The 23534-nt window shown below is 73.0% G+C and carries 20 protein-coding genes and 1 pseudogene; 7 read left to right on the forward strand and 14 right to left on the reverse strand.

Annotated features, from left to right (window positions below):
- Window positions 1-21: 21 nt before the first annotated feature.
- The 4 genes from SLAV_RS31045 to SLAV_RS31060 all read right to left on the reverse strand — a co-directional run bounded on the left by SLAV_RS31045 (window position 22) and on the right by SLAV_RS31060 (window position 6195).
- Window positions 22-1731, reverse strand: coding sequence for a DUF885 domain-containing protein (locus tag SLAV_RS31045; RefSeq protein WP_030236720.1), 1710 nt, complete (start codon window positions 1729-1731; stop codon window positions 22-24).
- A gap of 259 nt (window positions 1732-1990) precedes the next feature.
- Window positions 1991-3424, reverse strand: a complete 1434-nt coding sequence (locus tag SLAV_RS31050; RefSeq protein ID WP_030236722.1) for a GNAT family N-acetyltransferase — start codon at window positions 3422-3424, stop codon at window positions 1991-1993.
- Window positions 3425-3631: 207 nt separating this feature from the next.
- On the reverse strand, window positions 3632-5230 hold the full coding sequence (locus SLAV_RS31055) for an alkaline phosphatase D family protein (protein WP_394298628.1): 1599 nt from the start codon (window positions 5228-5230) through the stop codon (window positions 3632-3634).
- A gap of 107 nt (window positions 5231-5337) precedes the next feature.
- The gene (locus SLAV_RS31060) at window positions 5338-6195 is read right to left on the reverse strand and encodes an alpha/beta fold hydrolase (protein WP_030236727.1); all 858 of its coding nucleotides are present in this window, start codon (window positions 6193-6195) and stop codon (window positions 5338-5340) included.
- Window positions 6196-6599: 404 nt separating this feature from the next.
- On the opposite strand from SLAV_RS31060, the gene SLAV_RS31065 reads away from it, so the two are divergent.
- Window positions 6600-7352, forward strand: coding sequence for a GntR family transcriptional regulator (locus tag SLAV_RS31065; protein WP_030236730.1), 753 nt, complete (start codon window positions 6600-6602; stop codon window positions 7350-7352).
- A 17-nt stretch (window positions 7353-7369) separates the two neighbouring features.
- Here SLAV_RS31065 and SLAV_RS31070 read toward each other — a convergent pair whose 3' ends face one another.
- The 4 genes from SLAV_RS31070 to SLAV_RS31085 all read right to left on the reverse strand — a co-directional run bounded on the left by SLAV_RS31070 (window position 7370) and on the right by SLAV_RS31085 (window position 12331).
- Window positions 7370-8665 carry an MFS transporter gene (locus tag SLAV_RS31070; protein WP_078950546.1) on the reverse strand — a complete coding sequence of 432 codons (1296 nt, stop codon included), beginning with the start codon at window positions 8663-8665 and terminating at the stop codon, window positions 7370-7372.
- 580 nt (window positions 8666-9245) lie between these two features.
- A complete protein-coding gene (locus SLAV_RS31075) occupies window positions 9246-10400 on the reverse strand; it encodes an ROK family transcriptional regulator (RefSeq protein WP_030236736.1) in 1155 nt (384 codons plus the stop codon).
- Window positions 10401-10500: 100 nt separating this feature from the next.
- The gene (locus SLAV_RS31080) at window positions 10501-11151 is read right to left on the reverse strand and encodes a response regulator transcription factor (RefSeq protein WP_030236739.1); all 651 of its coding nucleotides are present in this window, start codon (window positions 11149-11151) and stop codon (window positions 10501-10503) included.
- Window positions 11152-11155: 4 nt separating this feature from the next.
- The gene (locus tag SLAV_RS31085) at window positions 11156-12331 is read right to left on the reverse strand and encodes a sensor histidine kinase (protein WP_030236742.1); all 1176 of its coding nucleotides are present in this window, start codon (window positions 12329-12331) and stop codon (window positions 11156-11158) included.
- A gap of 108 nt (window positions 12332-12439) precedes the next feature.
- On the opposite strand from SLAV_RS31085, the gene SLAV_RS31090 reads away from it, so the two are divergent.
- From SLAV_RS31090 to cpt, 5 genes and pseudogenes are all read left to right on the forward strand, one after another.
- Entirely contained in the window at window positions 12440-13354 is a 915-nt protein-coding gene (locus SLAV_RS31090) for an ATP-binding cassette domain-containing protein (RefSeq protein ID WP_030236745.1), read from the forward strand.
- A 21-nt stretch (window positions 13355-13375) separates the two neighbouring features.
- The gene (locus tag SLAV_RS31095; protein ID WP_030236746.1) at window positions 13376-14128 is read left to right on the forward strand and encodes an ABC transporter permease; all 753 of its coding nucleotides are present in this window, start codon (window positions 13376-13378) and stop codon (window positions 14126-14128) included.
- A 40-nt stretch (window positions 14129-14168) separates the two neighbouring features.
- Window positions 14169-14606, forward strand: coding sequence for a hypothetical protein (locus tag SLAV_RS31100; RefSeq protein WP_030236749.1), 438 nt, complete (start codon window positions 14169-14171; stop codon window positions 14604-14606).
- Window positions 14607-14651: 45 nt separating this feature from the next.
- Window positions 14652-15406 (forward strand): annotated as a pseudogene (locus SLAV_RS31105) (IS5 family transposase).
- Window positions 15407-15490: 84 nt separating this feature from the next.
- Complete coding sequence (gene cpt, locus SLAV_RS31110) at window positions 15491-16012, forward strand: chloramphenicol phosphotransferase CPT (protein WP_100660998.1); 522 nt, start codon at window positions 15491-15493, stop codon at window positions 16010-16012.
- 63 nt (window positions 16013-16075) lie between these two features.
- Here cpt and mug read toward each other — a convergent pair whose 3' ends face one another.
- The 5 genes from mug to SLAV_RS31135 all read right to left on the reverse strand — a co-directional run bounded on the left by mug (window position 16076) and on the right by SLAV_RS31135 (window position 21324).
- Window positions 16076-16624, reverse strand: a complete 549-nt coding sequence (gene mug / locus SLAV_RS31115; RefSeq protein WP_100660999.1) for a G/U mismatch-specific DNA glycosylase — start codon at window positions 16622-16624, stop codon at window positions 16076-16078.
- Window positions 16621-18054 (reverse strand): adenylosuccinate lyase, encoded by a 1434-nt coding sequence (gene purB, locus SLAV_RS31120; protein WP_100661000.1) that lies wholly within the window; start codon window positions 18052-18054, stop codon window positions 16621-16623. The genes mug and purB overlap by 4 nt, the downstream gene beginning before the upstream one ends.
- A 71-nt stretch (window positions 18055-18125) precedes the next feature.
- Window positions 18126-18908: an SGNH/GDSL hydrolase family protein gene (locus tag SLAV_RS31125; protein ID WP_100661001.1), complete on the reverse strand. Its 783-nt coding sequence runs from the start codon at window positions 18906-18908 to the stop codon at window positions 18126-18128.
- Window positions 18909-18967: 59 nt separating this feature from the next.
- The gene (locus tag SLAV_RS31130; RefSeq protein ID WP_100661002.1) at window positions 18968-19987 is read right to left on the reverse strand and encodes a hemolysin family protein; all 1020 of its coding nucleotides are present in this window, start codon (window positions 19985-19987) and stop codon (window positions 18968-18970) included.
- Window positions 19984-21324 (reverse strand): hemolysin family protein, encoded by a 1341-nt coding sequence (locus SLAV_RS31135; RefSeq protein WP_100661003.1) that lies wholly within the window; start codon window positions 21322-21324, stop codon window positions 19984-19986. The genes SLAV_RS31130 and SLAV_RS31135 overlap by 4 nt, the downstream gene beginning before the upstream one ends.
- 278 nt (window positions 21325-21602) lie before the next feature.
- On the opposite strand from SLAV_RS31135, the gene SLAV_RS31140 reads away from it, so the two are divergent.
- Complete coding sequence (locus SLAV_RS31140; RefSeq protein WP_100661004.1) at window positions 21603-22031, forward strand: GNAT family N-acetyltransferase; 429 nt, start codon at window positions 21603-21605, stop codon at window positions 22029-22031.
- Between the two features lie 347 nt (window positions 22032-22378).
- Here SLAV_RS31140 and SLAV_RS31145 read toward each other — a convergent pair whose 3' ends face one another.
- Complete coding sequence (locus tag SLAV_RS31145; protein WP_100661005.1) at window positions 22379-23431, reverse strand: YncE family protein; 1053 nt, start codon at window positions 23429-23431, stop codon at window positions 22379-22381.
- Window positions 23432-23534: the final 103 nt, after the last annotated feature.

Consider the following 23534-nt stretch of genomic DNA (forward strand, 5'->3'; position numbering starts at 1 on the left):
CGCCGTGCGCGGCCCGCGGGGTCAGAGCTTCGAGAGCTCGTCCACCAGGTCGTCCAGGCCCAGCGAGCCCTGCGACAGCGCGGCCATGTGCCACGCCTTCAGGTCGAAGGACTCCCCGTGCGCGGCACGGGCGTTGTCCCGGCCCAGCAGCCAGGCGCGCTCGCCCAGCTTGTAGCCGATCGCCTGTCCGGGCATCGACAGGTAGCGGGTCAGCTCGCTCTCGACGAACTCCGCCGGCCGGCCGCTGTGCAGGCCGAAGAACTCCTGCGCCAGCTCGACCGTCCACCGCTCGCCCGGGTGGAAGGGGGAGTCCGCCGGGATCTCCAGCCCGAGGTGCATGCCGATGTCCACGATCACCCGCGCGGCGCGCATCATCTGGCAGTCCAGGTAACCAAGGCGCTGCTCGGCGTCCTTGAGGTAGCCCAGCTCGTCCATCAGGCGCTCCGCGTACAGCGCCCAGCCCTCGGCGTTCGCGCTGACCAGGCCCACGCTCGCCTGGTAGCGCGACAGCTGGTCGGCCACGTGCGTCCACTGCGCGAGCTGGAGGTGGTGGCCCGGCACGCCCTCGTGGTACCAGGTGGAGACGAGGTCGTACACGGGGAAGCGGGTCTGCCCCATGGTCGGCAGCCAGGTGCGGCCCGGACGGGAGAAGTCCTCCGACGGGTTCGTGTAGTACGGCGCCGCCGCGCCGCCCGCCGGGGCAATCATCGACTCGACGCGCTTGACCCGCTCGGCGAGTTCGAAGTGGGTGCCGTCGAGGTTCTCGATCGCCTCGTCCATCAGGCCCTGCAGCCAGGCGCGGACCTCGTCGACACCGTCGATGTGCGTGCCGTGCTCGTCCAGGTGCCGCAGCGCGTCCCACGGGTTCGGGTCGCCGGGCAGGATCTTGGCGGCCTCCTCCTTCATCTCCGCGAGCAGGCGGTGGTACTCCGACCAGCCGTAGGCGTACGCCTCGTCCAGGTCCAGGTCGGTGCCGTTGAAGTACCGCGACCAGCGGGCGTAGCGCTCGCGGCCCACCGGGTCGGGGGCGTCCGCGACGGCCGGGGCGTACACGTCGCGCATCCAGTCGCGCAGTTCGACGACGGCCGCGGTCGCGGCGGCGGCCGCCCCGTCCAGCTCCGCGCGCAGGGACTGCGGTCCGGCGGCGGCGAACGTGCCGAAGAAGTCCCCGGTCCCGTCCGCGCCCTGGCCGGCCCAGGTGGTGAGCTGCTCGACGAAGGTGGCGGCGGGGCGCGGGCTGCCGAGCAGCCCGCGCTCCAGGCCGAGGGCGAGGCTCTCGCGGTAGCCGGCGAAGGCGGCCGGCACGGCGCGCAGCCGCTCGGTGATCGCGGCCCAGTCCTCCTCGGTGTCCGCCGGGGTGACGGTGAAGATCTCGCGGACGGAGTGCGCGGGGGAGTGGATGTTGCTGACGGCGCGCAGGTCCTCGTCGGCCTCGTGGACCGCGAGTTCGGCGTTGAGCCGCTCGCGCAGCAGGCGGGCGCAGCGGCGCTCGGCGTCCGTGTCGGCACCGGGCAGCCGCTCGGCGGCGTCCAGCCGGGCGAGGGTGGTGCGCGACAGCTCGGCGGCGGCGGCGCGGCCGGCGGGGGAGTAGTCCGGCAGCTTGCCGGAGCTGGCGGCGACACCGAGGTAGGTGCCCGTGATCGGGTCGATGGCGATGAGGTCGTCGACGTACGCGTCGGCGACCTGACGGGGCAGACGGGCTGCGCTGTCGCTGTGGAGGGTCTCTGACATGCGGCCATCTTCGTACGACGGACACCCCTACGTCATCACCGTACTTCCCCAGCCTCCTGTCGGGTGCCGTGCCCGCCGGGCCGGGACCGCCCTGCGCGCGGCCCGGTTCGGGCCGGTGGCGCGACCCGTCGGGCGGCGCGACGCCGGTGCGCCCCGGCGGGAACCGCCGCCTCCGCGCCCCAGCGCCGCGCGACCCGGGGTCGAGCGCGGCCCCAGCACGGCGGCCGGGCCCGGACGGTGCCCGTCCGGGCCCGGGACCTCAGCCCCGGTGCCGGGGCCGGGCCTCGTACGGGGCCTGCGCGCGCGGGAGTTCGTACGGCGGGCGGGTGGGGACGGGGGTCGCGCCCAGCCGGGCCGTGATCACCAGGGTGCCCTCCTCGATCTGGTAGTCGAGGGGGAGGCCGAGGCCGCGCATGGCGGCGACCATCCCGGTGTTGGAGGCCTGGGTCACCGCGTAGACGCTGTCGCAGCCGGTCTCGACGGCCATCGCCAGCAGCCGGCGCAGGAGTTCGGAACCGATGCCGCGGCGCTGCCAGTCGTCCTCGATGAGCAGAGCCACCTCGGTCTCGTCGCCGTCCCACAGCAGGTGGCCGAGGGCGACCAGCTTGCCGGAGGCGGTGGTGGCGGCGAGGGTACGGCCGAAGCGGGGGCTGAGCAGGTGGCCCAGGTAGCGGTCCGCGTCGGAGACCGGGCCGTGGTAGCGCAGGCCGAGCGTGCGCTCGGTGCAGCGGTCGTGCATCGCGCGGGCCGCCGCGAGGTCGTCGCCGTCGGCGCGGCGCACGGTGATCTCGTTGCCCTCGGGCAGCGTCAGGACGTCCTGGGCGCGCGGGACGCGGGGGCCGAGGCGGGCGTCGAGCTCGACGAGGGCCCGGGCGCGGGCGAACTCGGTCGGGGTGAAGGGAAGGTAGGGCCGCTCGACGGTGATCGCGCCGCCCGACGGGTCGCGCAGCCGCATCACGGTCGCCTCCAGGACCCCCTCGACGGGGGCGTCGGCGCCCGCGTTGGGGCGGCCGGAGAGGGTGGTCGCGGGGATCGAGTGGATGGTGCAGCGGCCGAGCAGCTGGCGCAGCGCGAGCGGGAGTTCGGCGGCGTCCAGGGCGGTGCGGGTGGCCAGGCCCAGCACCCGGGTGGGGGTGTCCACCAGGTCGTGGGCGTCGGCGCGCTCGATCCAGGTGTTGTGGCCGCCGGCCCGCGCGACGGCACGGGTGAGGTCGCCGGAGGGCAGGTCCTGCGGGGCGCGCAGCAGGAACTCGTCCACCGTGCCGCCCTCGGGGAGGGGGTGGGTCTGCAGGTTCAGGATGTCGACGCCCTTGCCGGCGAGCGCGGTGCACAGCGCCGCCAGGCTGCCGGGCTCGTCGCGGACGGTCGTCCGCATCCGCCACAGGGTGGTGCCGGCCCCGGTGGCCGCCGGTCCGGCCACCGCGGACGGCGCCGGATCGGAGGGCGCGGTGTCGGCCGGGGGCGGCGCATGGCTGTGCCGACGGGCCCACCAGGTGTGGAAGGCCGCCGTGACCAGGAGTGCGACGGCCGAGGCCACCAGCAGGACGGGGCCGCCGGGGCCGTGGGCGACGAGGTTGGCGATGCCGTCGGCGACCGCCACGGCGCAGAAGAGGGCGGCGAGTTCGACGAGGTCACGGCGCCAGTGGTGGCGGTGCGGACGCGGGGCTGCGGAGACGGGGGTACGGTCAGTCATGCACACCACTGTGGCTCAGGGGTGTTGCGTGATCACGAACGATCTGTGACCGACTGGTTAAGCGTCGATCTGGCCGGTTTCTCCCAGTTTTCAGGCGGATTTCCAATGGGGTCCCGCCGCGTCCCGCCGCGTTCCGCCGCGTTCCGCCGCGTCCCGCCGGGGCCGCCCCGCTCGTGCTCGTTTCGTGCCCGGCCCGCGGCACCGCGGTCACTCCTGTCCCACCCGGCCCGGCTGGAGGACCTGCGTGAAGAGTACGCCGCCCCCCTGGCGGCGCAAGCGGACCGTGAGCTCCCCGCTGCCGCCGTCGATCTCCACCTCGCCGTAGTACGGGGGGTTCTCGGCCGGGGACATGTTGGCCACCGGAGCCGACTGGACGTAGGCCGTCCGCGGGCCGAAGGTGGCGTCGAGCCGACCCGCCGGGAACCCGCCCGCGCCGATGGGGCCGGACACGAACTCCCAGAACGGCGCGAAGTCGGAGAAGGCGGCGCGCTCGGGGGCGTAGTGGTTGGCGGCCGTGTAGTGGACGTCGGCGGTGAGCCAGAGGGTGCCGGTGATGTGCTGGTGCTTGATGTGACGCAGGAGGTCGGCGATCTGGAGTTCGCGTCCGAGCGGGGCCCCCGGGTCGCCCTGGGCGACCGCCTCGAAGTTCACCGCCCCGTCCGGGACGACGATGCCCAGCGGCATGTCGGCCGCGATGACCTTCCAGGTGGCCCGGGAACGGGAGAGTTCCCGCTTGAGCCAAGCGAGTTGTTCGGCGCCCAGGATGCCGACCGCGTCCTCGGTCTGGCGGCCGGGGGAGTTGGCGTCGCGGTAGGTGCGCATGTCGAGCACGAAGACGTCCAGCAGCGGGCCGTGCCGCAGCACCCGGTACATCCGTCCCTCGGCGCGCCCGCCCCGCAGGTCGGTGACCGGGAAGTACTCGCCGAAGGCCTGGCGGGCCCGGCCGGCGAGGGTGTCGACGTCCCTGACGGTGTAGCGGGGATCGTCGATCAGCTGGCCGGGGTACCAGTTGTTGCGCACCTCGTGGTCGTCCCACTGGGCCAGGACGGGGACCTGCGCGTAGAAGTCGCGCAGATTGCGATCGAGCAGGTTGTAGCGGAAGTTCCCGCGGAACTCGGTGAGGGTCTCGGCGACCTTCGCCTTCTCCTCGGTGGTGACGTTGTGCCAGATGCGCCCGTCGGGCAGCGGAACGGCGGCCTGGATCGGCCCGTCGGCGTAGATCGTGTCGCCGCTGAAGAGGAAGAAGTCGGGGTCGCGCAGCCGCATCTCGTCGAAGACGCGGTAGCCCCCCAGTTCGGGGTTGATGCCCCAGCCCTGGCCCGCCAGGTCACCGGACCACAGGAAGCGCACGTCGCCCCGGCGGGAGACGGGCGTGGTGCGGAAGGTGCCGCGCACCGGCTCGCCGGAGCGGCGCGAGTCGTCCGGGTCGGTCAGCACGACCCGGTAGTGGATCTGCCGTCCGGGCGGCAGGTCGCGCAGGGTGGCCGTACCGGTGAAGTCGGTGGCCGGGCCGAGGAAGGGGCCGCCGTGGCGGCGCACCCCGTAGCGGAAGGACTCGCTGGGGGAGGTCTCCACGTACATCCGCGCGGGCCGGTCGGACCGGGTCCAGACGGTGGCGGAGTGGGAGGTGATCTCCCCGGACTGGACCCCCCAGAGCGCCGTCGGCCGGCCGGAGCGGGCGAAGGCGGGAGCCCCGGCCGGGGCGGCGAGGGCGGGTGCGGCGAACGCCGTGGACAGGGCGAGGCCCAGCGGGACGGCGAGCGAACCGCCGAGCAGGGACCGTCGGGTGTGCGGCATCGGTGCCATCGGTGTCGTCTCCAGGGGCCGGCGGGGGCGGGCCGGACCAGTGTGCCGCCGCACACCGGACCGGCCGCGTCGCCCACGCGAACCCCGGATGAACAGCCGTCAGCCGCTCATGACCGGGCGGCACCCGCGCCCACGGCCCGAGCGGTGTCGAGGATCACGCGCGCCACCAGCGCCGGGTCGTCGTTCATCGGCACGTGACCGCACCCCGGCAGCCGCACCAGCCGCGCCCCCGGGACGGCGGACTTGGCGCGCACGCCCTGCCGGGGCAGGAGCAGCCGGTCGCGGGAGCCCCAGGCGATCGTCACGGGGATGCCCGGCACGTCGTCCGTGAACCGTACGGAGGCCCCCGCGGCCAGCGTCTCCTCGAAGCCGGTGGCGTCCCGCAGGGCGAGGGTCTCGGCGACCACGGCCCCGGGGGAACGGTGGGCCGGACGGGCGTAGATGGTGCCGGTGAGCGCGGCCCGGCCGGGGCCGCTGCGCGACAGCCGCTCCAGGGCGGGCAGGGGCAGCGTCCGCGCGCCGACGCGCATGGCGCGCAGGGCCGTGAAGGCGTACCGGCGCTCGGCCTGCGACCAGAACCCGGCCGGCGAGAGCGCGGTGACCGAGCGGACCAGGCCGCTGCGGCCCATCTCCAGCGCGAGCAGCCCGCCGAGGGAGTTCCCGGCGACGTGCGGGCGCTCGACGTCGAGGGCGGCGCAGAGCGCGCCGAGCGCCGGGGCGACGGTGGCGAGGTCGTAGGGCACCCCCGGCGGCAGCGGGGCGGAGGTGCCGAAGCCGGGCAGGTCGACGGCGATCACGTCGTGGTCGGCGGCGAGGACGTCGCTCACCGGGTGCCAGGCCTGGAAGTGGTGGCCGATGCCGTGCAGCAGCAGGAGCGGTTCGCCCGCGCCCTTGCGTTCGTAGGCGACGGTGGCGGGGCGGGGGCCGAGCGGCGAATCGATCGTGAACGAGACCGTGGCGGTCATGCTGCTCCTCGTCGGGTGGACGCGTGTGAGACAGGCCGTCAGTAACGACTGTGCCCATGATTACCGCCCGGTAGCCCCCGCCTACAAGACTTCCGGCCGACGGGGAAGGTCGACGGGGAAGGCCGAGGTGGGAGGCCGGGGTGGACGTCGGGATGAAGAGCGGGATGAAGAGCGGGATGACGGGCTGGTGGGCCGCGGGTGGGCAGCGCGAACATCCTGTGAACGGCTTGCTACATATGCCCGATCTGCCCGGCAAAGCGGCGAGCATTGGTCTTGACCAAGGGGGTGCGCCGTCCTATCGTCGCAGGGATAGTGCAGGAACCTTTAATAAACAAAGGCACGGAACTGCGGCGCGGAACTGCCGCTCGAACACGGCGATAGCGGCGATTGCAGGAGGAGTCAGGGTGGGGACCACGCAGCTCGAATCGGTGCCGGAGCCGAAGTACTGGCACCTGAAGACCGTGCTCAGCGACGCGCTGGACCAGGACTTCGCGGTCGGCGAGATCCTGCCGAACGAGCGTGAACTCGCCGCGCGGTTCGGCGTCGCCCGCGCCACCCTGCGTCAGGCCCTGGAGCAGCTCGAACTCGAAGGCCGCCTGCAGCGCCGCCGTGGAGTCGGCACCACCGTCGCCCCGCCGCGGGTCGGAGTCGCCGTCGACAGCACGCAGCACGGCTGGCCCGGTGAGGGCTCCGACGGCTGGGAGGCCGTGGACGCCTCCGAGACCGTCCCCGCCGCCGCCGTCCTCAAGCTCCTCGGCACCGCCCCCGACCAGCCCGTGCACACCGTGCGCCGGACCCGGGTCACGGGGGGCCAGGCCGTCGCCGCCGAGCTGCTGTACGTGCCCGCCGCGTCCGTGCCCGGCCTCTCCGCCATCGACGCCCCCGCCGGACCCGCGCGGGCGCGCGCCGTCCTGCGGGAACTCCAGCGGCTCACCCTCGACGGGCAGGACCGCTCGGTCGAGCTGGGCTCCGCCCGCGCCGACGACGCCAAGGAACTGGACCGGCTGCCCGGCGCGCCCGTGCTGCTCGTGACCACCCGCTACTTCACCACGGAGGGCACCGCCGCCGTCTCCGTGGCCACGTACCGCGCCGACACCTGCCGCCTGACCTTCGGCGACTCGGGCGTGGAGATCACCGAGACCCGAGCGGCCTCCTGACCCGGCCTTCCCTCTGACTAGACGGTGTCGGGAAGCGGGGCCGGGGCCTCGTCGGGCCGGTCGCGTGCCGGGTCGGCCGTGTCGTGGTCCGGGCGGCGGGTGCGCTCCGCCCACGCGGCCACCGGAGGCCCTGCCGCGCCCAGCGCCGCGAAGAACACGCCGAGCAGCAGCCAGCCCGTGTGCCCCAGTCCCAGGACCACCGTCGTGAGCACCACCGGAGCCAGGGCCTGCCCCGCGTCGAAGCCGACGCCGAAGAACCCCTGGTACTGGCCCTGGGCGTGGTCGGGGGCCAGGCCGAAGCCGATCGCGAAGCCACCCGAGGACTCCCATACCTCGCCGAGGCTGTGGACGACGACGGCGAGGACGGCCAGCCCTGGGGCCACCCACACCGGCACGTCTGCGGTCAGCGCCATCAAGGGGCAGCTGACCAGGAAGAACAGCCCCGCGAGGCGGAACGCCCGGCCACCCTGGCGCGGCGTCTCCACCCGGGAGCCGATCCTGCTCTGGAGCAGTACGCACACCCCGCTGTTGACCGCGTAGACCGCCGCCACGGTCCAGCGGGGCGCGTCGGTGTGGGCGGAGAGCCAGATCGGCAGCAGCAGGGAGACGGTCTGGTACTGCAGGCCCATCGCGCTGTAGAGCGCCACGAAGGACACGAACGGCCGGTCCCGCAGCACGGCCGCGCGATGGTGCTCCTCGGGCCGGGGCAGGGGCCGGTAGTTCGGGACACCGCCCAGGGCGATCAGGCCCGCGCCGGCGAAGCTGGCGGCATTGGCGAGGATGAGCACGGTGTATGCCGTACGGGTGTCGACCGAGACGGCGAAGGCGGCACCGAGGGTGCCCAGGACCACGCCGAGGTTGACGAACGTGCGGAGCTTCGCCCTGAAGGCGGCCGGGCGCTCACCACCGGCCCGCGCGATGAGGGCGCCGCCCGCGGCGCCGCCCGCCGTTGCCGCCAGCCGGTCCAGGGTGGCGATGAGCGTGAACGTGACCCAGTCGTGGATGAAGACGAACGCCGCCATCGTCGCGGCCTGCATCGCGAGGGCCGTCAGCCAGACCGTGCGCGGCCCGTACCGGTCCGCCAGGTTTCCGGCCGGGATCCCGGCCAGCAACCCGACCAGACCGGCGATCGTGAGGCCGACACCGACCCGCGCGGCGGGCAGGTGCACCACCAGCGTGAAGTAGAGCACCGAAGCGGTGTTGAACAGCCCGTTGCCCACCCGGCTGACGAAGCTCGCGAGGATCAGGGCACGCTGCGGACGGTCCGGCGCCGACAAGCCGGATATCCGCCGCCCGGCGCTCTTCATGATCATGCCGATCAGGCTAACAGCGCACCGCCGGGCCACCCTCGGCATGTCCGGTTCACCCCCTGCCAGTTGCCCCCGCCGAGTCGCACCCCCTCCCCCCGAACGGTGACGGGTCCCCGCCCCCTCGGCCATCGGCCCCCGCGCAGGGAGCCCGCCCACCCCCTCTGGGTGCCGAGCGGGCTACGGCCCCGCACCGACACCGGCGGTGTCCGTCCGGTTGTCCTGCCTCACGGGCCCGGGACCGGCCCCTCAAGACCGTCGGCCTTCGGCTCACGCGGAGGGGCCCGCCCGCCGCCCCTCCGGGTACCCATCGGGCTGTGGCCTCCCGCACCGACGCCGAACGTGTCCGTCGCGCTGTCCTGCCCGGCAGGCCCGGGACCGCGGCTCCTCAGGACGGTTGCGTCCGAGCACGCCACCGGGCCACCGGGCCGCAGGCCAGGCCCAGACGTGTCGTGTGAGCCGCCCCGCACGAGGCGGGGAGTGTCGCGCGGGAACGGGCCGCCCTGCGCAGGCCTGGGGCCGCCTCGTGCGGGGACGGGCGGGGCAGCTCCCGACCCATCGCCACGGCAGTGGGCGGGCGGGGGAGTCAGCGGCGTGCGGTGACCGTCTTCTCCACCGCGAAGAGCTCCTCCTCCACGTGGTCCAGCGCCAGCCGCAACGCCCCCGTCGCCACCGCCGCTTCGCCGAGCAGCGACAGCGCCACCCGCGGCGGCCGCAGGCAGTACCGCTCCAGTTCTCGCCGCAGCGGTTCCAGGACCCCGTCCAGCCCGGCCGCCCAGCCGCCGACCACCACCAGCTCCGGATCCATCGCCAGCACCAGCGCCGCCACGTCGTGCACCAGGCGCTGGATGAACCGCTCCACCGCGGCGACCGCCCGCTCGTCACCCCGCTTGGCCATGGCGAAGACCTCCGCGACCGCCTGTTCGTCCAGTGGGTGCAGGGGTTCGCCTGTGGTGGACAGCAGCCGCTCCGGGGTGACCTCGCGGCCCAGCAGGTGCAGCGCGCCGATCTCGCCCGCCGCGCCGCCGAACCCGCGGTGCAGCCTGCCGCCGATCAGCGAGCCCGCACCGGGGCTCAGCCCGGCCATTACGAACACGATGTCGTCCGTGTCCCGGGCCGCGCCCTTCCAATGCTCGGCGACCGCCGCCGCGTTGGCGTCGTTCTCCACCTGGACCGGGCAGCGGAACGAGCGCCGCAGCCGATCCCCGAGCGGCAGCCCCGTCCAGCCGGGCAGTGCGGTGCCGAGGCGGACGGTGCCGTCCGCCTCCACGATTCCCGGACTGCCCACGCCGACCGCCCGCAGGGAGTCCCGCGGTACCCCGGCCCGGCGCAGCAGATCGGCCACCGCCGCCCTGACCCGCTCCAGGCGCTCGTCGGCCGAAGCGGTCTCGGCGACCTCCTTGGTTCCGGCGCCGATCACCCGGCCGTCGAGCCCGGACAGCAGCACCGCGATCCGGTGCGAGCCGATCTCTATGCCCAGCAGGTGCCCGGCCTCTGCACGGAAGCGGAACCTCCTCGCGGGCCGTCCCTGGCGGCGTGCGCCTTCCTGGGCCTCGGCCTCGACGACGAGCCCGGTGCCCATCAGGCCCTCCACGACCCCCTCGACCGTCGGCCGGGAGAGCCCGGTGACCCGGGTGAGGTCGGTGAGGGTCGGCGAACGGGCCGCGCGCAGTGCCCGGAGCACCACGGCCGAATTGATCCGCCGGAGCAGAGAGGGATCCCCGCCGGTCAGCTGCCCCAACGTGTGTCCTCCCAGCTAGCGGCCCTGTCAGCCGGATCGTACTGCGCCCCCGGCGCAGCTGCGAGGACCAGTCCCCCCATCAGCCGGATCCTCCCTCTCCTCAGGCCGGGGAGACGAACCCCGACTCGTACGCGGTGATCACCGCCTGGGTGCGGTCACGCGCCCCCAGCTTGCCCAGAATCGCGCTGACGTGTGACTTCACCGTCTCGGGGCCGACGATCAGTTCCCCCGCGATCTCCACATTGGTCAGGCCGCGTGCCATCAGCCTCAACACCGCCTCCTCACGGTCGGTGAGCGCGGCCCGCTTGAGCACCGCGCGGGCCTGCTGGTTGCCGTACTCCGCGGCCAGGGCACGGACGGCCGAGGGGAAGAGCAGGGTCTCTCCCTCCGCCACCAGCCGCACCGCGTGGACGATCTCCGAGGGCCGGGCCCGCTTGAGCAGGAAACCGTCCGCTCCGGCGCGCAGCGCCTGGTACACGTACTCGTCGTTCTCGAAGGTGGTGACCACGAGGATCTTCGGCGGTGAGTCCACCGACCGCAGGACCGCCCGGGTGGCTTCGATCCCGTCGAGCAGGGGCATCCGCACGTCCATCGCCACCACGTCCGGCCGCAGTTGGCGGACCAGTGGGATGACGGAGGCCCCGTCCGCGGCCTCGCCCACCACCTCGATGTCGGGCTGGGCGTCCAGGACGGCGCGCAGACCCGCGCGCACCAGGGGTTCGTCGTCGACGAGCAGTACGGTGACCGGCATCGGGTCAGCGTATTCGCTCCAGCGGAAGCCGGGCGCGCACTCTCCAACCGCCCTTGTGGGGACCGGTTTCGGCCTCTCCGCCGAGCAGTGCGGCCCGCTCTCGCATTCCGCGCAGCCCGCTCCCGCTCCCGGGCGTGACCCTCGGGCGTTCCGGCAGCGCGTTCGTGACCTCCAGCTCCAGCCGGTCCGCGGCCATCTCCACCCGGACCCGGACGGGAACGGGACCGCAGTGCCGCAGCACATTGGTGAGCGCTTCCTGCAGGATCCGGTACCCCTCACGGGTGACGGGGCCGGGCAACTTCTCCAGGGGGCCGGTCAGTCGGGCGTCCACCGCCGCTCCCGAGGCCCGGGCGGACTCCAGCAGCCGGTCCGCCTCGGCCAGCGTCGGCCGCTGCGAGGGCGGCTGCCCGGACTCGCGCAGGACCGTCAGTACCCGCTCCAGGTCCTCCAAGGCGGCCCGGGCCGTCTCCTCGATCGCGACGAGGGCGCGGTCGGTGAACTCCGGGTCGCCCGCCGCGCGGGCCGCGCCGGCCTGGACCACCGCCACCGTCAGGGCGTGCCCGATGGAGTCGTGCAGCTCGCGCGCGATGCGGGTCCGCTCCAGCAACTGTTCCGTGCGCGCTTCCAGTGCCGTCAGCCGCTCGGCCGCGGACGGCCCCAGCAGTCGCTTCGCGATCGCGGTGATCAGCTCGCCGAGCAGGACGACCACCACGATCAGCACGACCAGTGGCAACGGCGCGAGAAGGGCCGCGGCCCAGCGGGCCGGGGTGAACGGCACGGCCGGGTCGTCGTCGAGCGGGTGCCCGAGAGCGGTCGCGACGAGTTCGGCGGTCATGACCGGCAGCCATACGGTGGCGAACATGGCCGCACTGGAGACGACCAGCCGTATCTCCAGCCAGAGCACGGTCCGCCAGCGGTCCGCCCAACGGGCGGCGGGGGCGGCGGCGATGCCGCTCTCCTCGGTCTCGCGCTCCTGCGGGGTCAGCAGGAAACGCGCCTGGAGCCCTTCCGCCAGCCGTACCCACGGAACGAACCCGAACGGTATGACGATCAGCAGGGGCATCCAAGGCCACCGCGGGTTGATGAACATCCACACGGCGAGGAGCAGGAGCGGTACGCACAGGTGCAGCCAGCGCGTGTACGTGACGGACCTGAACGGGGAGTGGACGAGTCGGGACATGCGTTCATCCTGGCAGGGGGTGCGGCGGTGGCGTCTCCCCCACGTGGGGGAGACGCCACCCTCGCATGGGGGAGGGAAGGGGAGAGGCCCGACGGCGACGCTGGGGGCATGAACCGAATCGAGATCCGCGAACTCACCAAGGACCATGGCACCCAGCGGGTCGTGGACCACCTCACCTTCGACGTCCTGCCCGGCAGGGTCACCGGATTCCTGGGGCCCAACGGCGCCGGCAAGTCCACCACCCTGCGGCTGCTGTTGGGCCTGGACCGGCCGACCGCCGGCGCCGCCACCATCGGCGGGAACCGCTTCACCGACCTCGACCGCCCCCTGCACCGGGTGGGGGCCCTCCTCGACCCGCAGGCGGCCCCCGCGGGCCGCCGGGCCCGCGACCACCTCCTCGCGCTCGCCGTCAGCAACGGCATCCCACCCGCCCGGGTCGACAGGGTCCTGGAGCAGGCCGGTATCGCCTCCGTCGCGCGCCGCCGCATCGGGACCTTCTCACTGGGCATGCGCCAGCGCCTGGGCATAGCCGCCGCCCTGCTGGGCGATCCCGGAGTGCTGCTGCTGGACGAGCCGACCAACGGCCTCGACCCGGAGGGCATCATCTGGATCCGAGAGCTGATGCGGGGCCTCGCGGCCGAGGGGCGCACCGTCTTCGTCTCCAGCCACCTGATGGCCGAGTCCGCGGCGTTCGTCGACCACCTCGTGGTGCTGGGGCGGGGCAGGCTCCTCGCCGACACCTCGATGGAGGAGTTCATCAGCGCCCGCAGCGCCCGGAGGGTGCGGCTGCGCACCTCGGAGCCGGATCGGATGGGGGCGGCCCTGGCCCGGGAGGGCTTCGAGCTGGTCGCCGCCGATGAGGGGCACTGGACCATCGAGGGCATACGGGCCGAACGGATCGGCGCCCTAGCCGCCCGTGAGGGCATTCCCGTCCTGGAGCTGGCCGACGAGCGGGCCTCCCTGGAGCAGGCCTATCTCGATCTCACCGCCGAACGCGCGCAGTTCTCCGCGACCACCGCCTGAATCCCGAGGGGAGCCACCGTCATGAGCGCCGCAGCCCTGCCCACCGTCTCCGTCCTGCACTCGGAGTGGATCAAGATACGTTCGAGCCGTTCGATACTCGCATCGCTCCTGGCCGTCTTCGCCACCACGGCCGGCATCACCGTCCTCACCGCCGCCGCCATCGGTACGTCGCAACCGGGAGCACTGGGAGAGGACCGGCTGTTCGGGGCGTTCTTCGGCATCAACTTCGGGCAGATCGCGGCCGTCGCCTTCGGTGCCACGGCCTTCGCCGGTGAATTCCGCAACGGAGCGCTGCGCGTGTCGCTCACCGCCGTGCCCAACCGGACCCGGCTGTACCTGTCGAAGGCCGCCGCGGTGGCCGGACTGGCCTTCGTGGTCGGTCAGATCACCGGTCTGGTCACCTTCGTCGCGGGGCAGGCCCTGATGGGGGAGTACGCCCTCTCCCTGGGGGACCCGGGCACCGTGCGGGCCGTGTTCGGCAGCGGTGCGTACCTCACGTTGATCGCCCTGCTGTCGGCCGGTCTGACGGCTCTGGTGCGCAGTGGCACGCTGGTGATGAGCCTGCTCATACCCTTCCTGCTGATCGTGCCCTTCGTGGTCGGCCAGGTCGCCGATGGTGCGGGCCGGTTCATGCCGGACCGGGCCGGCCAGGCGGTGATGCGGCTGGAGGTGCAAGGGACGCTCGGTCCGTGGAGCGGGCTCGCGGTGACGGCGCTGTGGGCCCTCGTATCCCTGGCCGCGGGGTGGCTGGCCGTGCGGCGGCGCGACGCGTGACGCCGGACCAATTGTCAGTGGTCCCCGGAATACTGACGGTATGACCACGGCACAGCATCTCGACCTGATCGACCGGCTGCGGGCCCAGAGCTTCGTGGACATTCCGGTGCGCCTCGGCCGGCACAGCAGCGGCCCGGGTTACCACCTGGTCCGTCTGGCGGAGACCGGGGATTTCTGGGAGGACGACGGTTCCGGCCGCCGGGAGGCCGCCGATCAGATCAGCGCCGAGTACACGGCTCTCACCCAGGCCCTGACGGAGCGCTGGGGGACGCCTCTGGTCTTCACGCTGCGCTCGCCGGCCGCCCTGGTTGCCGAGGGGGAGGAGGTTCCGCAGCCCTGGGAGGAGCTGACGCACAGCACCGACCACGTGCACGTCTGGCGGGCGGAGGACCGGTGGCTGGTGGCCTGTGTGACGCAGTGGGGAGAGGAGGACCCCTACACGCTGATGGCGGGGATCACGGTGACGGACCCGCCCTAGGGTCTGTCGTCAAAGTGATCTTGCGTTGTGGATCATGGTCGGGTGATACGTCGCCATGAACTGTCGGACGCTGAGTGGGAACTCGTGCAGCCGTTGCTGCCGCAGCCTGCGCTGGGGCGGCCGCGGCTGGACGACCGGACGGTCCTGAACGGGATCGTGTGGAAGTTCCGGACCGGGGTCGCCTGGCGGGACGTGCCCGACCGGTACGGGTCGTGGGCCAGCCTCCACACCCGTTTCCGCCGGTGGGCGGCGGACGGAACATTCGAGCGGATGCTCCAGGCCGCGCAGGCGCAAGCGGACGCGGCAGGCGACATCGAGTGGCTGGTGTCGGTGGACTCCACCGTTGTCCGTGCCCACCAGCACGCGTCCGGGGCCCGAAAAGGGGGCTCCGCAGCCCGGCCCTCGGCCGGTCCCGCGGCGGGCTGACCAGCAAGATTCACCTGGCCTGCGACGGGACGGGCCGACCCCTCGCGTTCGTCCTGACCGGCGGGAACATCAACGACTGTACCCAGTTCACCGCCGTGATGGACGCGATACGGGTGCCCCGGATCGGGCCGGGCAGACCGCGCATCAGGCCCGACCACGTCATAGGCGACAAGGGCTACAGCTCGAAGGCCATCCGTTCTTGGCTGCGACGCCGCGGCATCACGCCCACGATCCCGGAACGATCCGACCAGGTCCGCAACCGAACCCGGCGCAACCGCCTCAAGCAATGGCGCGGCATCGCGACCAGGTACGACAAGACCGCCCAGTCCTACCAAGCAGCCGTCACCCTCGCGTCGCTCCTGATGTGGGCGTGACACTTTGACGACAACTCCTAGGGCCGCGAAATGTGTTGTCGCCCGCCGGTGCGGTGGTCCTACTGTGGCGCGGTGCAGACTCAGGTGATCGTTCTCAATGGCGGCTCCAGCTCCGGCAAGTCGGGCATCGCCCGGTGCCTGCAGGCGGTCCTGCCGGATCCGTGGCTGGTCTTCGGGGTCGACACCCTGGTCGACGCGATGCCGGCGTCGATGCGGGCGATGGACGGGGGCATCGAGTTCGCCCCGGACGGCGAGGTGGTCGTCGGGTCCGCGTTCCGGGCGCTGGAGGAGGCCTGGATCGAGGGGATCGCCGCGATGGCGCGGGCCGGGGCCCGGGTCGTGGTCGACGAGGTGTTCCTCGGTGGGGCGGCGTCCCAGAAGCGCTGGCAGCAGGCTCTGGGAGGGCTGCGGGTGCTGTGGGTCGGCGTCAGGTGCGAGGCTGCGGTGGCCGCGGGCCGGGAGGTCGCGCGGGGCGACCGGACCGTCGGGATGGCCGTCTCACAGGCGGAGGCCGTCCACCGGGGCGTGGTCTATGACCTGGAGATCGACACCACCCGCGCCGAGTCGATGGAGTGCGCGCGGGCCATCGCGGGCCGCGCCGAGTGATCGACGCCAGGGCGGCCGACGCGTGAATGACCCGCTGGGCGGGGCCGTCCCGGGACCTTCCGGTCAGGGGGCGGGTGGCGCTTCCGCGGCCTCGCGGAGGCGGGCGTACTCCTGGGCCATGGACTCCGCGGTCCAGTGGGCGTTGAGGCCGCTGGGGTTGGGCAGTGCCCAGATGCGGGTGGTACCGATGGTCCGGTCCTGGGGGCCGATCCGGGCCCGGCGGTCGCCGAAGGCGGTGCGGTAGGCGGTGACGCCGACCACGGCGAGCCAGTCGGGCCGCAACCGTTCGACCTTCGCCGTCAGGATCCGGCCGCCCTCACGGAACTCCTCCGCGGTCAGCTCGTCGGCGCGGGCGGTCGCCCGGGCCACGACGTTCGTGATGCCGAGGCGGTAGGTGAGCAGTTCCTCCTGCTCCTCCGGGGCCAGCCGGCGGGGCGTGAAGCCGGACAGGTGCAGGACCGGCCAGAAACGGTTGCCGGGCCGGGCGAAGTGGTGGCCCGTCGCGGCGGAGAGGAGCCCCGGGTTGATCCCGCAGAAGAGCACGCGCAGACCGCCCGCGACCACGTCCGGCAGGACGCGGTCACGGGCGGCTTCGAGCTCGTCGGGGGTCAGAGGATCGACCCCGGCGCGTACCCGGCGGCCTCCGGGCGCTCCTTGGCGATGGCCTCGATCCGGGAGACCACGGTCGCGACCTGGTCGCCCGCGGCGCCGGTGAACGACAGCTTGTCCGCCATCAGGGCGTCCAGCTGCGCACGGTCCAGCGGCATCCGCTCGTCGGCGGCCAGCTTGTCCAGCAGCTCGTTGCGCTCGGCACCCTGCTCGCGCATGGCGAGCGCGGAGGCCACCGCGTGCTCCTTGATGACCTCGTGGGCGGCCTCACGGCCCACCCCGGCCCGCACCGCGCCCATCAGCACCTTGGTGGTGGCGAGGAAGGGCAGGTAGCGGTCCAGCTCACGGGCCACGACGGCCGGGAAGGCGCCGAACTCGTCGAGGACGGTCAGGAAGGTCTCCAGCAGGCCGTCGAAGGCGAAGAAGGCGTCGGGCAGGGCCACGCGGCGGACCACGGAGCAGGAGACGTCGCCCTCGTTCCACTGGTCGCCGGCCAGCTCGCCGGTCATCGAGGCGTAGCCGCGCAGGATGACCATCAGGCCGTTCACACGCTCGCAGGAGCGGGTGTTCATCTTGTGCGGCATCGCGGAGGAGCCGACCTGGCCGGGCTTGAAGCCCTCGGTGACCAGCTCGTGGCCCGCCATCAGGCGGATGGTCTTCGCGATCGAGGAAGGGGCGGCGGCGAGCTGCACCAGCGCGGTGACCACGTCGTAGTCGAGCGAGCGCGGGTAGACCTGGCCGACCGAGGTGAAGGCCTGGGAGAAGCCGAGGTGGGCGGCGATGCGCTGCTCCAGGTCGGCGAGCTTGGCGGCGTCGCCGCCCAGCAGGTCGAGCATGTCCTGGGCGGTGCCGACCGGGCCCTTGATGCCGCGCAGCGGGTAGCGGTCGAGGAGGTTCTCCAGGCGGTCGTAGGCGACCAGGAGCTCGTCGGCGGCGGTCGCGAAACGCTTGCCCAGGGTCGTCGCCTGTGCGGCGACGTTGTGGGAGCGGCCGGCCATGACCAGCTCGGCGTGCTCGCCGGCCAGCTTGCCGAGACGGGCCAGGACGGCGACCGTGCGGTCCCGGGCCAGCTCCAGCGACAGCCGGATCTGCAGCTGCTCGACGTTCTCGGTCAGGTCACGGGAGGTCATGCCCTTGTGCACGTGCTCGTGGCCGGCGAGGGCGTTGAACTCCTCGATCCGGGCCTTCACGTCGTGCCGGGTGACCTTCTCGCGCTCGGCGATGGAGGCGAGGTCGACCGTCTCCAGGACGCGCTCGTAGTCGGCGAGGGCAGCGTCCGGGACGTCGATGCCGAGGTCCTTCTGGGCGCGCAGCACGGCGAGCCACAGCCGCCGCTCCAGCGTCACCTTGTACTCGGGGGACCACAGGACGGCGAGCTCCGCGGAGGCGTAGCGGCCGGCCAGGACATTGGGGATGCGGGGCTTGGCTGTCACGTGTAGGGATTCTACTTGGGCCGCGGCTGTGCGTTTACGCAGGTGGGGGCACCACCCGTGATTGTGTGTTGCTACGAGGGCGGCGAGGCCCCGTAGGGCAGCAGCTCGGGCCTCTTGGAGGGGCGGCCGTCCCCCGAGGAGCGGCCCGTCAGACGGCGGCCTATCCAGGGGAGCAGGTGCTGCCGGGCGAAGCGCAGGTCCTCGGTCCTGCGCACCTGCCAGCCGGGGGCCGCGGCGGGCGGCAGGGCGGCCCGCCAGTCCTCCTCCGGGGGCAGGCCCAGGCTCTGCCAGACGGCCTCCGCCACCCGGCGGTGGCCTTCGGCGGTCAGGTGCAGCCGGTCGACGTCCCACATGCGCGGATCGCCGAGCACCGGGGCCCCGTACAGGTCCACCAGCAGCGCCCCGTGGCGGGCGGCGAGCTCTTCGAGGATGCCGAACAGCTCCTCCATGCGCGGCCGGAAGCGTTCCATGACCGGGCCGTTGCGGCCCGGGGAGCGCATCAGCACCAGCCGCCCGCAGGACGGGGCCAGCAGGGCCACCGCTTCTTCCAGGTGGCCGCGGACCCTGCCCATGTCGACCTTCGGCCGCAGGGCGTCGTTGAGCCCGCCCACCAGCGTCACCACGTCGGCGCCCATCGCGGCGGCGGCCGGCGCCTGGTCCTCGGCTATCTGCCCGATCAGCTTTCCGCGCACCGCGAGGTTCGCGTAGCGGAAGCCCGGCTCGCGCGCCGCGAGCCGGGCGGCCAGCAGATCGGCCCAGCCCCGGTAGGAGCCGTCCGGGAGCAGGTCGGACATGCCCTCGGTGAAGGAGTCGCCGATCGCGACGAAACTGGTGTAAGACGCATTCATCTCCATGGCGGAGCGATGCTACCGCGCGGTACCCCGGCCCCGCAGGGCCGGGGACCACACGGCTGTCAGGCGGACGCGGGCCGGCCGAACAGCTCGCGCAGCACGTCCTCCATCGTCACCAGGCCCGTCATGGCCCCGTCCGTCCCGAGGACGGCCGCCAGGTGCGTACGGCTGCGCCGCATGGCGGTCAGCACGTCGTCCAGCGGGGTGTCCGCCCGCACCTGCGCGATGGACCGCAGCTCGGACCGCGGGAACGGCTCGTCCCGATCCACCGCGTCGAGGGCGTCCTTGACGTGCAGGTAGCCCAGGATCCGGCGCTGCTCGTCGACCACGGGGAAACGCGAGTACCCCGACTCGGCCGACAGCAGTTCCAGCCCGTCCGCCGTGATGCCCAGCCGCGCCGTGACCACCCGGTCCACCGGCAGCACCACATCGGTGACCGGGCGCCGGCCCAGCTCCAGCGCGTCGTGGAGCCGCTCGCTCGCCCGGTCGTCGATGAGCCCCGCGGCACTGGAGTCCTTGACGATCCGGGCCAGCTCGTCGTCCGAGAACGTCGCCGCGACCTCGTCCTTGACCTCCACCCGCAGCAGCCGCAGCAGCGCGTTGGCGAAGGCGTTGATCGCGAAGATCACCGGCTTCAGCGCACGGGTCACGGTCACCAGCGGCGGGCCCAGCACCAGCGCGGTGCGCACCGGCTCGGACAGTGCCACGTTCTTCGGCAGCATCTCCCCGAACAGCATGTGCAGGTACGTCGCCAGTGCCAGCGCGATCACGAAGGAGATCGCGTGCGTCACCCCGGAGGGCACGCCGACGAGGTCGAAGAGCGGGGTCAGCAGGTGCGCGATGGCGGGCTCGGCCACCACGCCCAGCACCAGGGTGCACAGGGTGATGCCCAGCTGGGCCGCGGCCATCAGCGCCGACACGTGTTCCAGGCCCCACAGGACGGCGCGGGCGCGCCGGTCGCCCTGCTCGGCGTAGGGCTCGATCTGGCTGCGCCGGACCGAGATCAGCGCGAACTCCGCGCCGACGAAGACGGCGTTGACGACCAGGGTCGCCAGGCCGATCAGCAGCTGTACGACGGTCATCGGGCCCCCTCCGTAGGCTCGTCACCGGCGGGTTCGGCCGGTGCGTGCAGCAGCACGCGGGCGGCTCGGCGCCCGCCGGCGTCCACCACGTCCAGGCGCCAGCCGTCCAGTTCCAGGCTGTCGCCGACGGCCGGGATCCGGCCGAGTTCGGTGGCTATCAGTCCGGCCAGGGTCTCGTACGGGCCGTCCGGGACGCGCAGGCCGATCAGCCGGAGCTGATCGGTGCGTGCGGCGCCGTCGGCGGAGTACAGGGACCTGCCGGACTCGTCCGTACCGGCCGGGGCCAGGTCGGAGGTCTCGTGCGGGTCGTGTTCGTCGCGGACCTCGCCGACGACCTCCTCGACGATGTCCTCCAGCGTGGCCACCCCGGCCGTGCCCCCGTACTCGTCGATCACGACGGCCATGGTCTGCTTGCCGGAGAGCCGGTCCAGCAGCCGGTCCACCGTCAGGGATTCCGGTACGAGGAGGGGCTCGCGCAGCAGCTGCGAGACGGGATGGCGGTGCCGCTCCGCGGCGGGCAGGGCGAGCACGTCCTTGATGTGGACGGTGCCGACGACGGTGTCCAGGCTGCCCCGGTAGACGGGGAAGCGCGACAGGCCGGTGGCCATGGTCGCGTTGGCCACGTCCTCGGCGGTGGTCTGCACGTCGAGGGCGGTCACCTGCACGCGCGGGGTCATCACGTTCTCCGCGGTGAGGTCGGCCAGGTTCAGGGTCCGCACGAACAGCTCGGCGGTGTCCTTCTCCAGTGCGCCGGCCTTCGCGGAGTGCCGGGCCAGGGCCACCAGCTCCTGGGGGCTGCGCGCGGAGGCCAGCTCCTCGGTGGGTTCCATGCCGAACCGTCGGACCATGTGGTTGGCGGTGCTGTTGAGGTGGCTGATCAGGGGGCTGAAGGTACGGCTGAAGACGCGCTGCGCGGTGGCGACGCGCTTGGCGATGGCCAGGGGGGAGGAGATGGCCCAGTTCTTGGGCACCAGCTCGCCGACGACCATCAGCACCACGGTCGACAGGGCGGTGCCCAGCACCAGGGCGGTGGAGGAGGCGGCGGTGGGCGAGAGCCCCATGGCCTCGAAGGGCCCCTGGAGCAGGGCGGCGATCGAGGGCTTGGAGATCATGCCGATGACCAGGCCGGTCGCCGTGATGCCGAGCTGGGCGCCGGAGAGCTGGAAGGTCAGGCTGCGGACGGCCGCCAGGGCGCTGTCGGCGCCCCTCTCGCCGCGCTCGACGGCACGTTCGAGCTCGCTGCGCTCGACCGTGGTCAGCGAGAACTCGGCCGCGACGAAGACTCCGCAGGCAAGGCAGAGCAGCAGGGCCACGATGAGCAGGAGCACTTCGGTCATCGGTCGTTCACCTCCGTCCCATGATCAGCCAGGAGGAGGGGGGCCGCGCGATGTCGCGCACGGGGATGTCGGGGACTGGGAGGCTCGCCCATGGGCGGACGCTCACACCTTTCGTCTTTCGTCGGAGAGGACCGTTCCCCACATGGTAAAGGAAGGGCAAAGCCTATGGGGCGTCCTTTTGGTCGAGCGGGCGCCGGGAAGCCGTCCGTACCCGGCCGGTGTCTCGCGGGACGGAAGTCGGTGGCGGGCCGGTGGTGGGGCGTGCTTGGCTCCCGGCCATGACCGACCTACTGATACGTACCGCCGTCCCGGCCGACGCCGAGAACGTGCTCGCCTTCTGGAAGGAAGCGGCCGAGGGGACCTCGATCACGGATGACGTGAACGGCGTTACCCGGCTCATCGCCCGCGACCCCGACGCCCTGATCCTCGCGGAGTCCGACGGGGTCCTCGTCGGCTCCGTGATCGCCGGCTGGGACGGCTGGCGGGCCTCCCTGTACCGGCTCGCCGTGCTGCCCGCCCGCCGCCGACAGGGGGTCGCCTCGGCGCTGCTGGAGGCGGCCGAGCGGCGCTTCGCCGAGGTCGGCGGGCGACGCGGTGACGCGATGGTCCTGGAGGCGAACGAGCGGGCGCACCGGATGTGGACGGCGGCCGGCTACGAACGCCAGGACCGCTGGCGGCGCTGGGTGAAGTCGTTCGCGCAGGCGTGACGGGTGAAGCGGACCCGGATCCGCCGGGCGGGTGAACGCGCGGGTATGAGGCCGTAAGTAGGGGGTGACCTGCTACTTCAGGCCGATTGACGCGTGCCGACATGGCGGGCGACGCGACGGACCTGGCCCCGGCGCTCCGGAGCGCGACGGTGCTCCGGGTCGCCGACTCGATACGTCGCCGGGCACCTCCCGGCCCTGCGCGCCCGCGCCGGGCTCCAGGAGGATCTCCACTCGATGACGGGCCACCTCATATCCCTGGAACCCGACTGGCGCGTCCTGCCGGCCCCGGCGGTCACCGTGGGCTGACTTCTCCGGAGGCGGCGGGCCGTCCGGCCAGTGCGGGTGGCTCAGGAGGGGCGCGGGATGTACGCCAGGCCGTGGGCGCCGGGTTCGGCGAGCTTGGCGATGTCCAGCCGGGCCAGGGTCCGCAGCGTCTCCAGGTCGACGATGTCGACGGTGGACGAGATCACGCAGGCCACGTAGGCGATCCTGCCGTCCGGCGAGGAGGTGATGGTCAGCGGGAAGCGCCCGACCTCCACCTCGCCGAGCCGCTGGCGGGTCTCGGCGGAGAACACCGTGAGGCGGCCGGGGGCGTGGCTGCCGAGGCGGGAGTCCGGGTCGGGACTCACGCACAGCTCTCCCGCGAGCAGTTTGCCCGTCGACGTCAGGTGGACCGGGAGGACCAGGTCGCGCGTGGGAAGGGTGTCCACGACGGACGCCGTCCGGGCGTCGATCACCCGGATGCCCGGGGTCGGCCGCTCCGCAGCGGTGGAGAAGGAGCCGGCGTAGGGCGCGGCGACGAAGGCGTGGGTGCCGTCGGCGGAGACGGCCAGTCCCTCGCTGCCGGGCACTTCCGCCTTGCCGGTGAGCACGCCCCGTTCCAGGTCGACGATCGACACGAACGGCGCCTCCTTGTTGGTGGCGTAACCCGTCCTGCCCGCCGGGTCGATGGCGAACCAGTGCGGACCGGGTGCGTCGGTGTCGATCCTGCCCACGGGCCGGCGGGTCCGGGTGTCGACGACGACCACGCCGCCGGGCCGGTCCGCCGAGCCCTCGACGCTGACGTAGAGGAGCCGGCGGGCGGGGTCCAGCGCCAGGCCGTGCGGACCGTGTTCCGGGGCGAGGTCGACGACCTCGACGATCCGGCGGGTGTCGGGGTCGATGACGGTCAGTTCGGTGCGCCGGCCGCCGTTCGCGTGGTAGTAGCCCGAGCGGTACGCCGTGGTGCACCACAGCAGGCGCTCCGTGGGGTCGAAGCACAACTCGTGCGGCTCGGCGAGGACTTCCACCGAGCCGAGGTGCCGGTCGGAGGCGGCGTCGAAGAAGGAGACCGTCGGTCCGCTCTGGCTGACGACGGCGAGGGCGTCGCCGGCACGGCCGGCGCGCGAGAACTGCTGCATGGAGGATCCCTGAGGAAGGAGGAGAAGGAGAAAGGAGAACCGCCGCGTGTTCCCGCGGCTCCGCCCACTCTGGGCGCCGAACGCTTTCACAGCCATGCAAAGA

It is taken from the genome of Streptomyces lavendulae subsp. lavendulae (assembly GCF_002803845.1).
Classification (GTDB): domain Bacteria; phylum Actinomycetota; class Actinomycetes; order Streptomycetales; family Streptomycetaceae; genus Streptomyces; species Streptomyces lavendulae.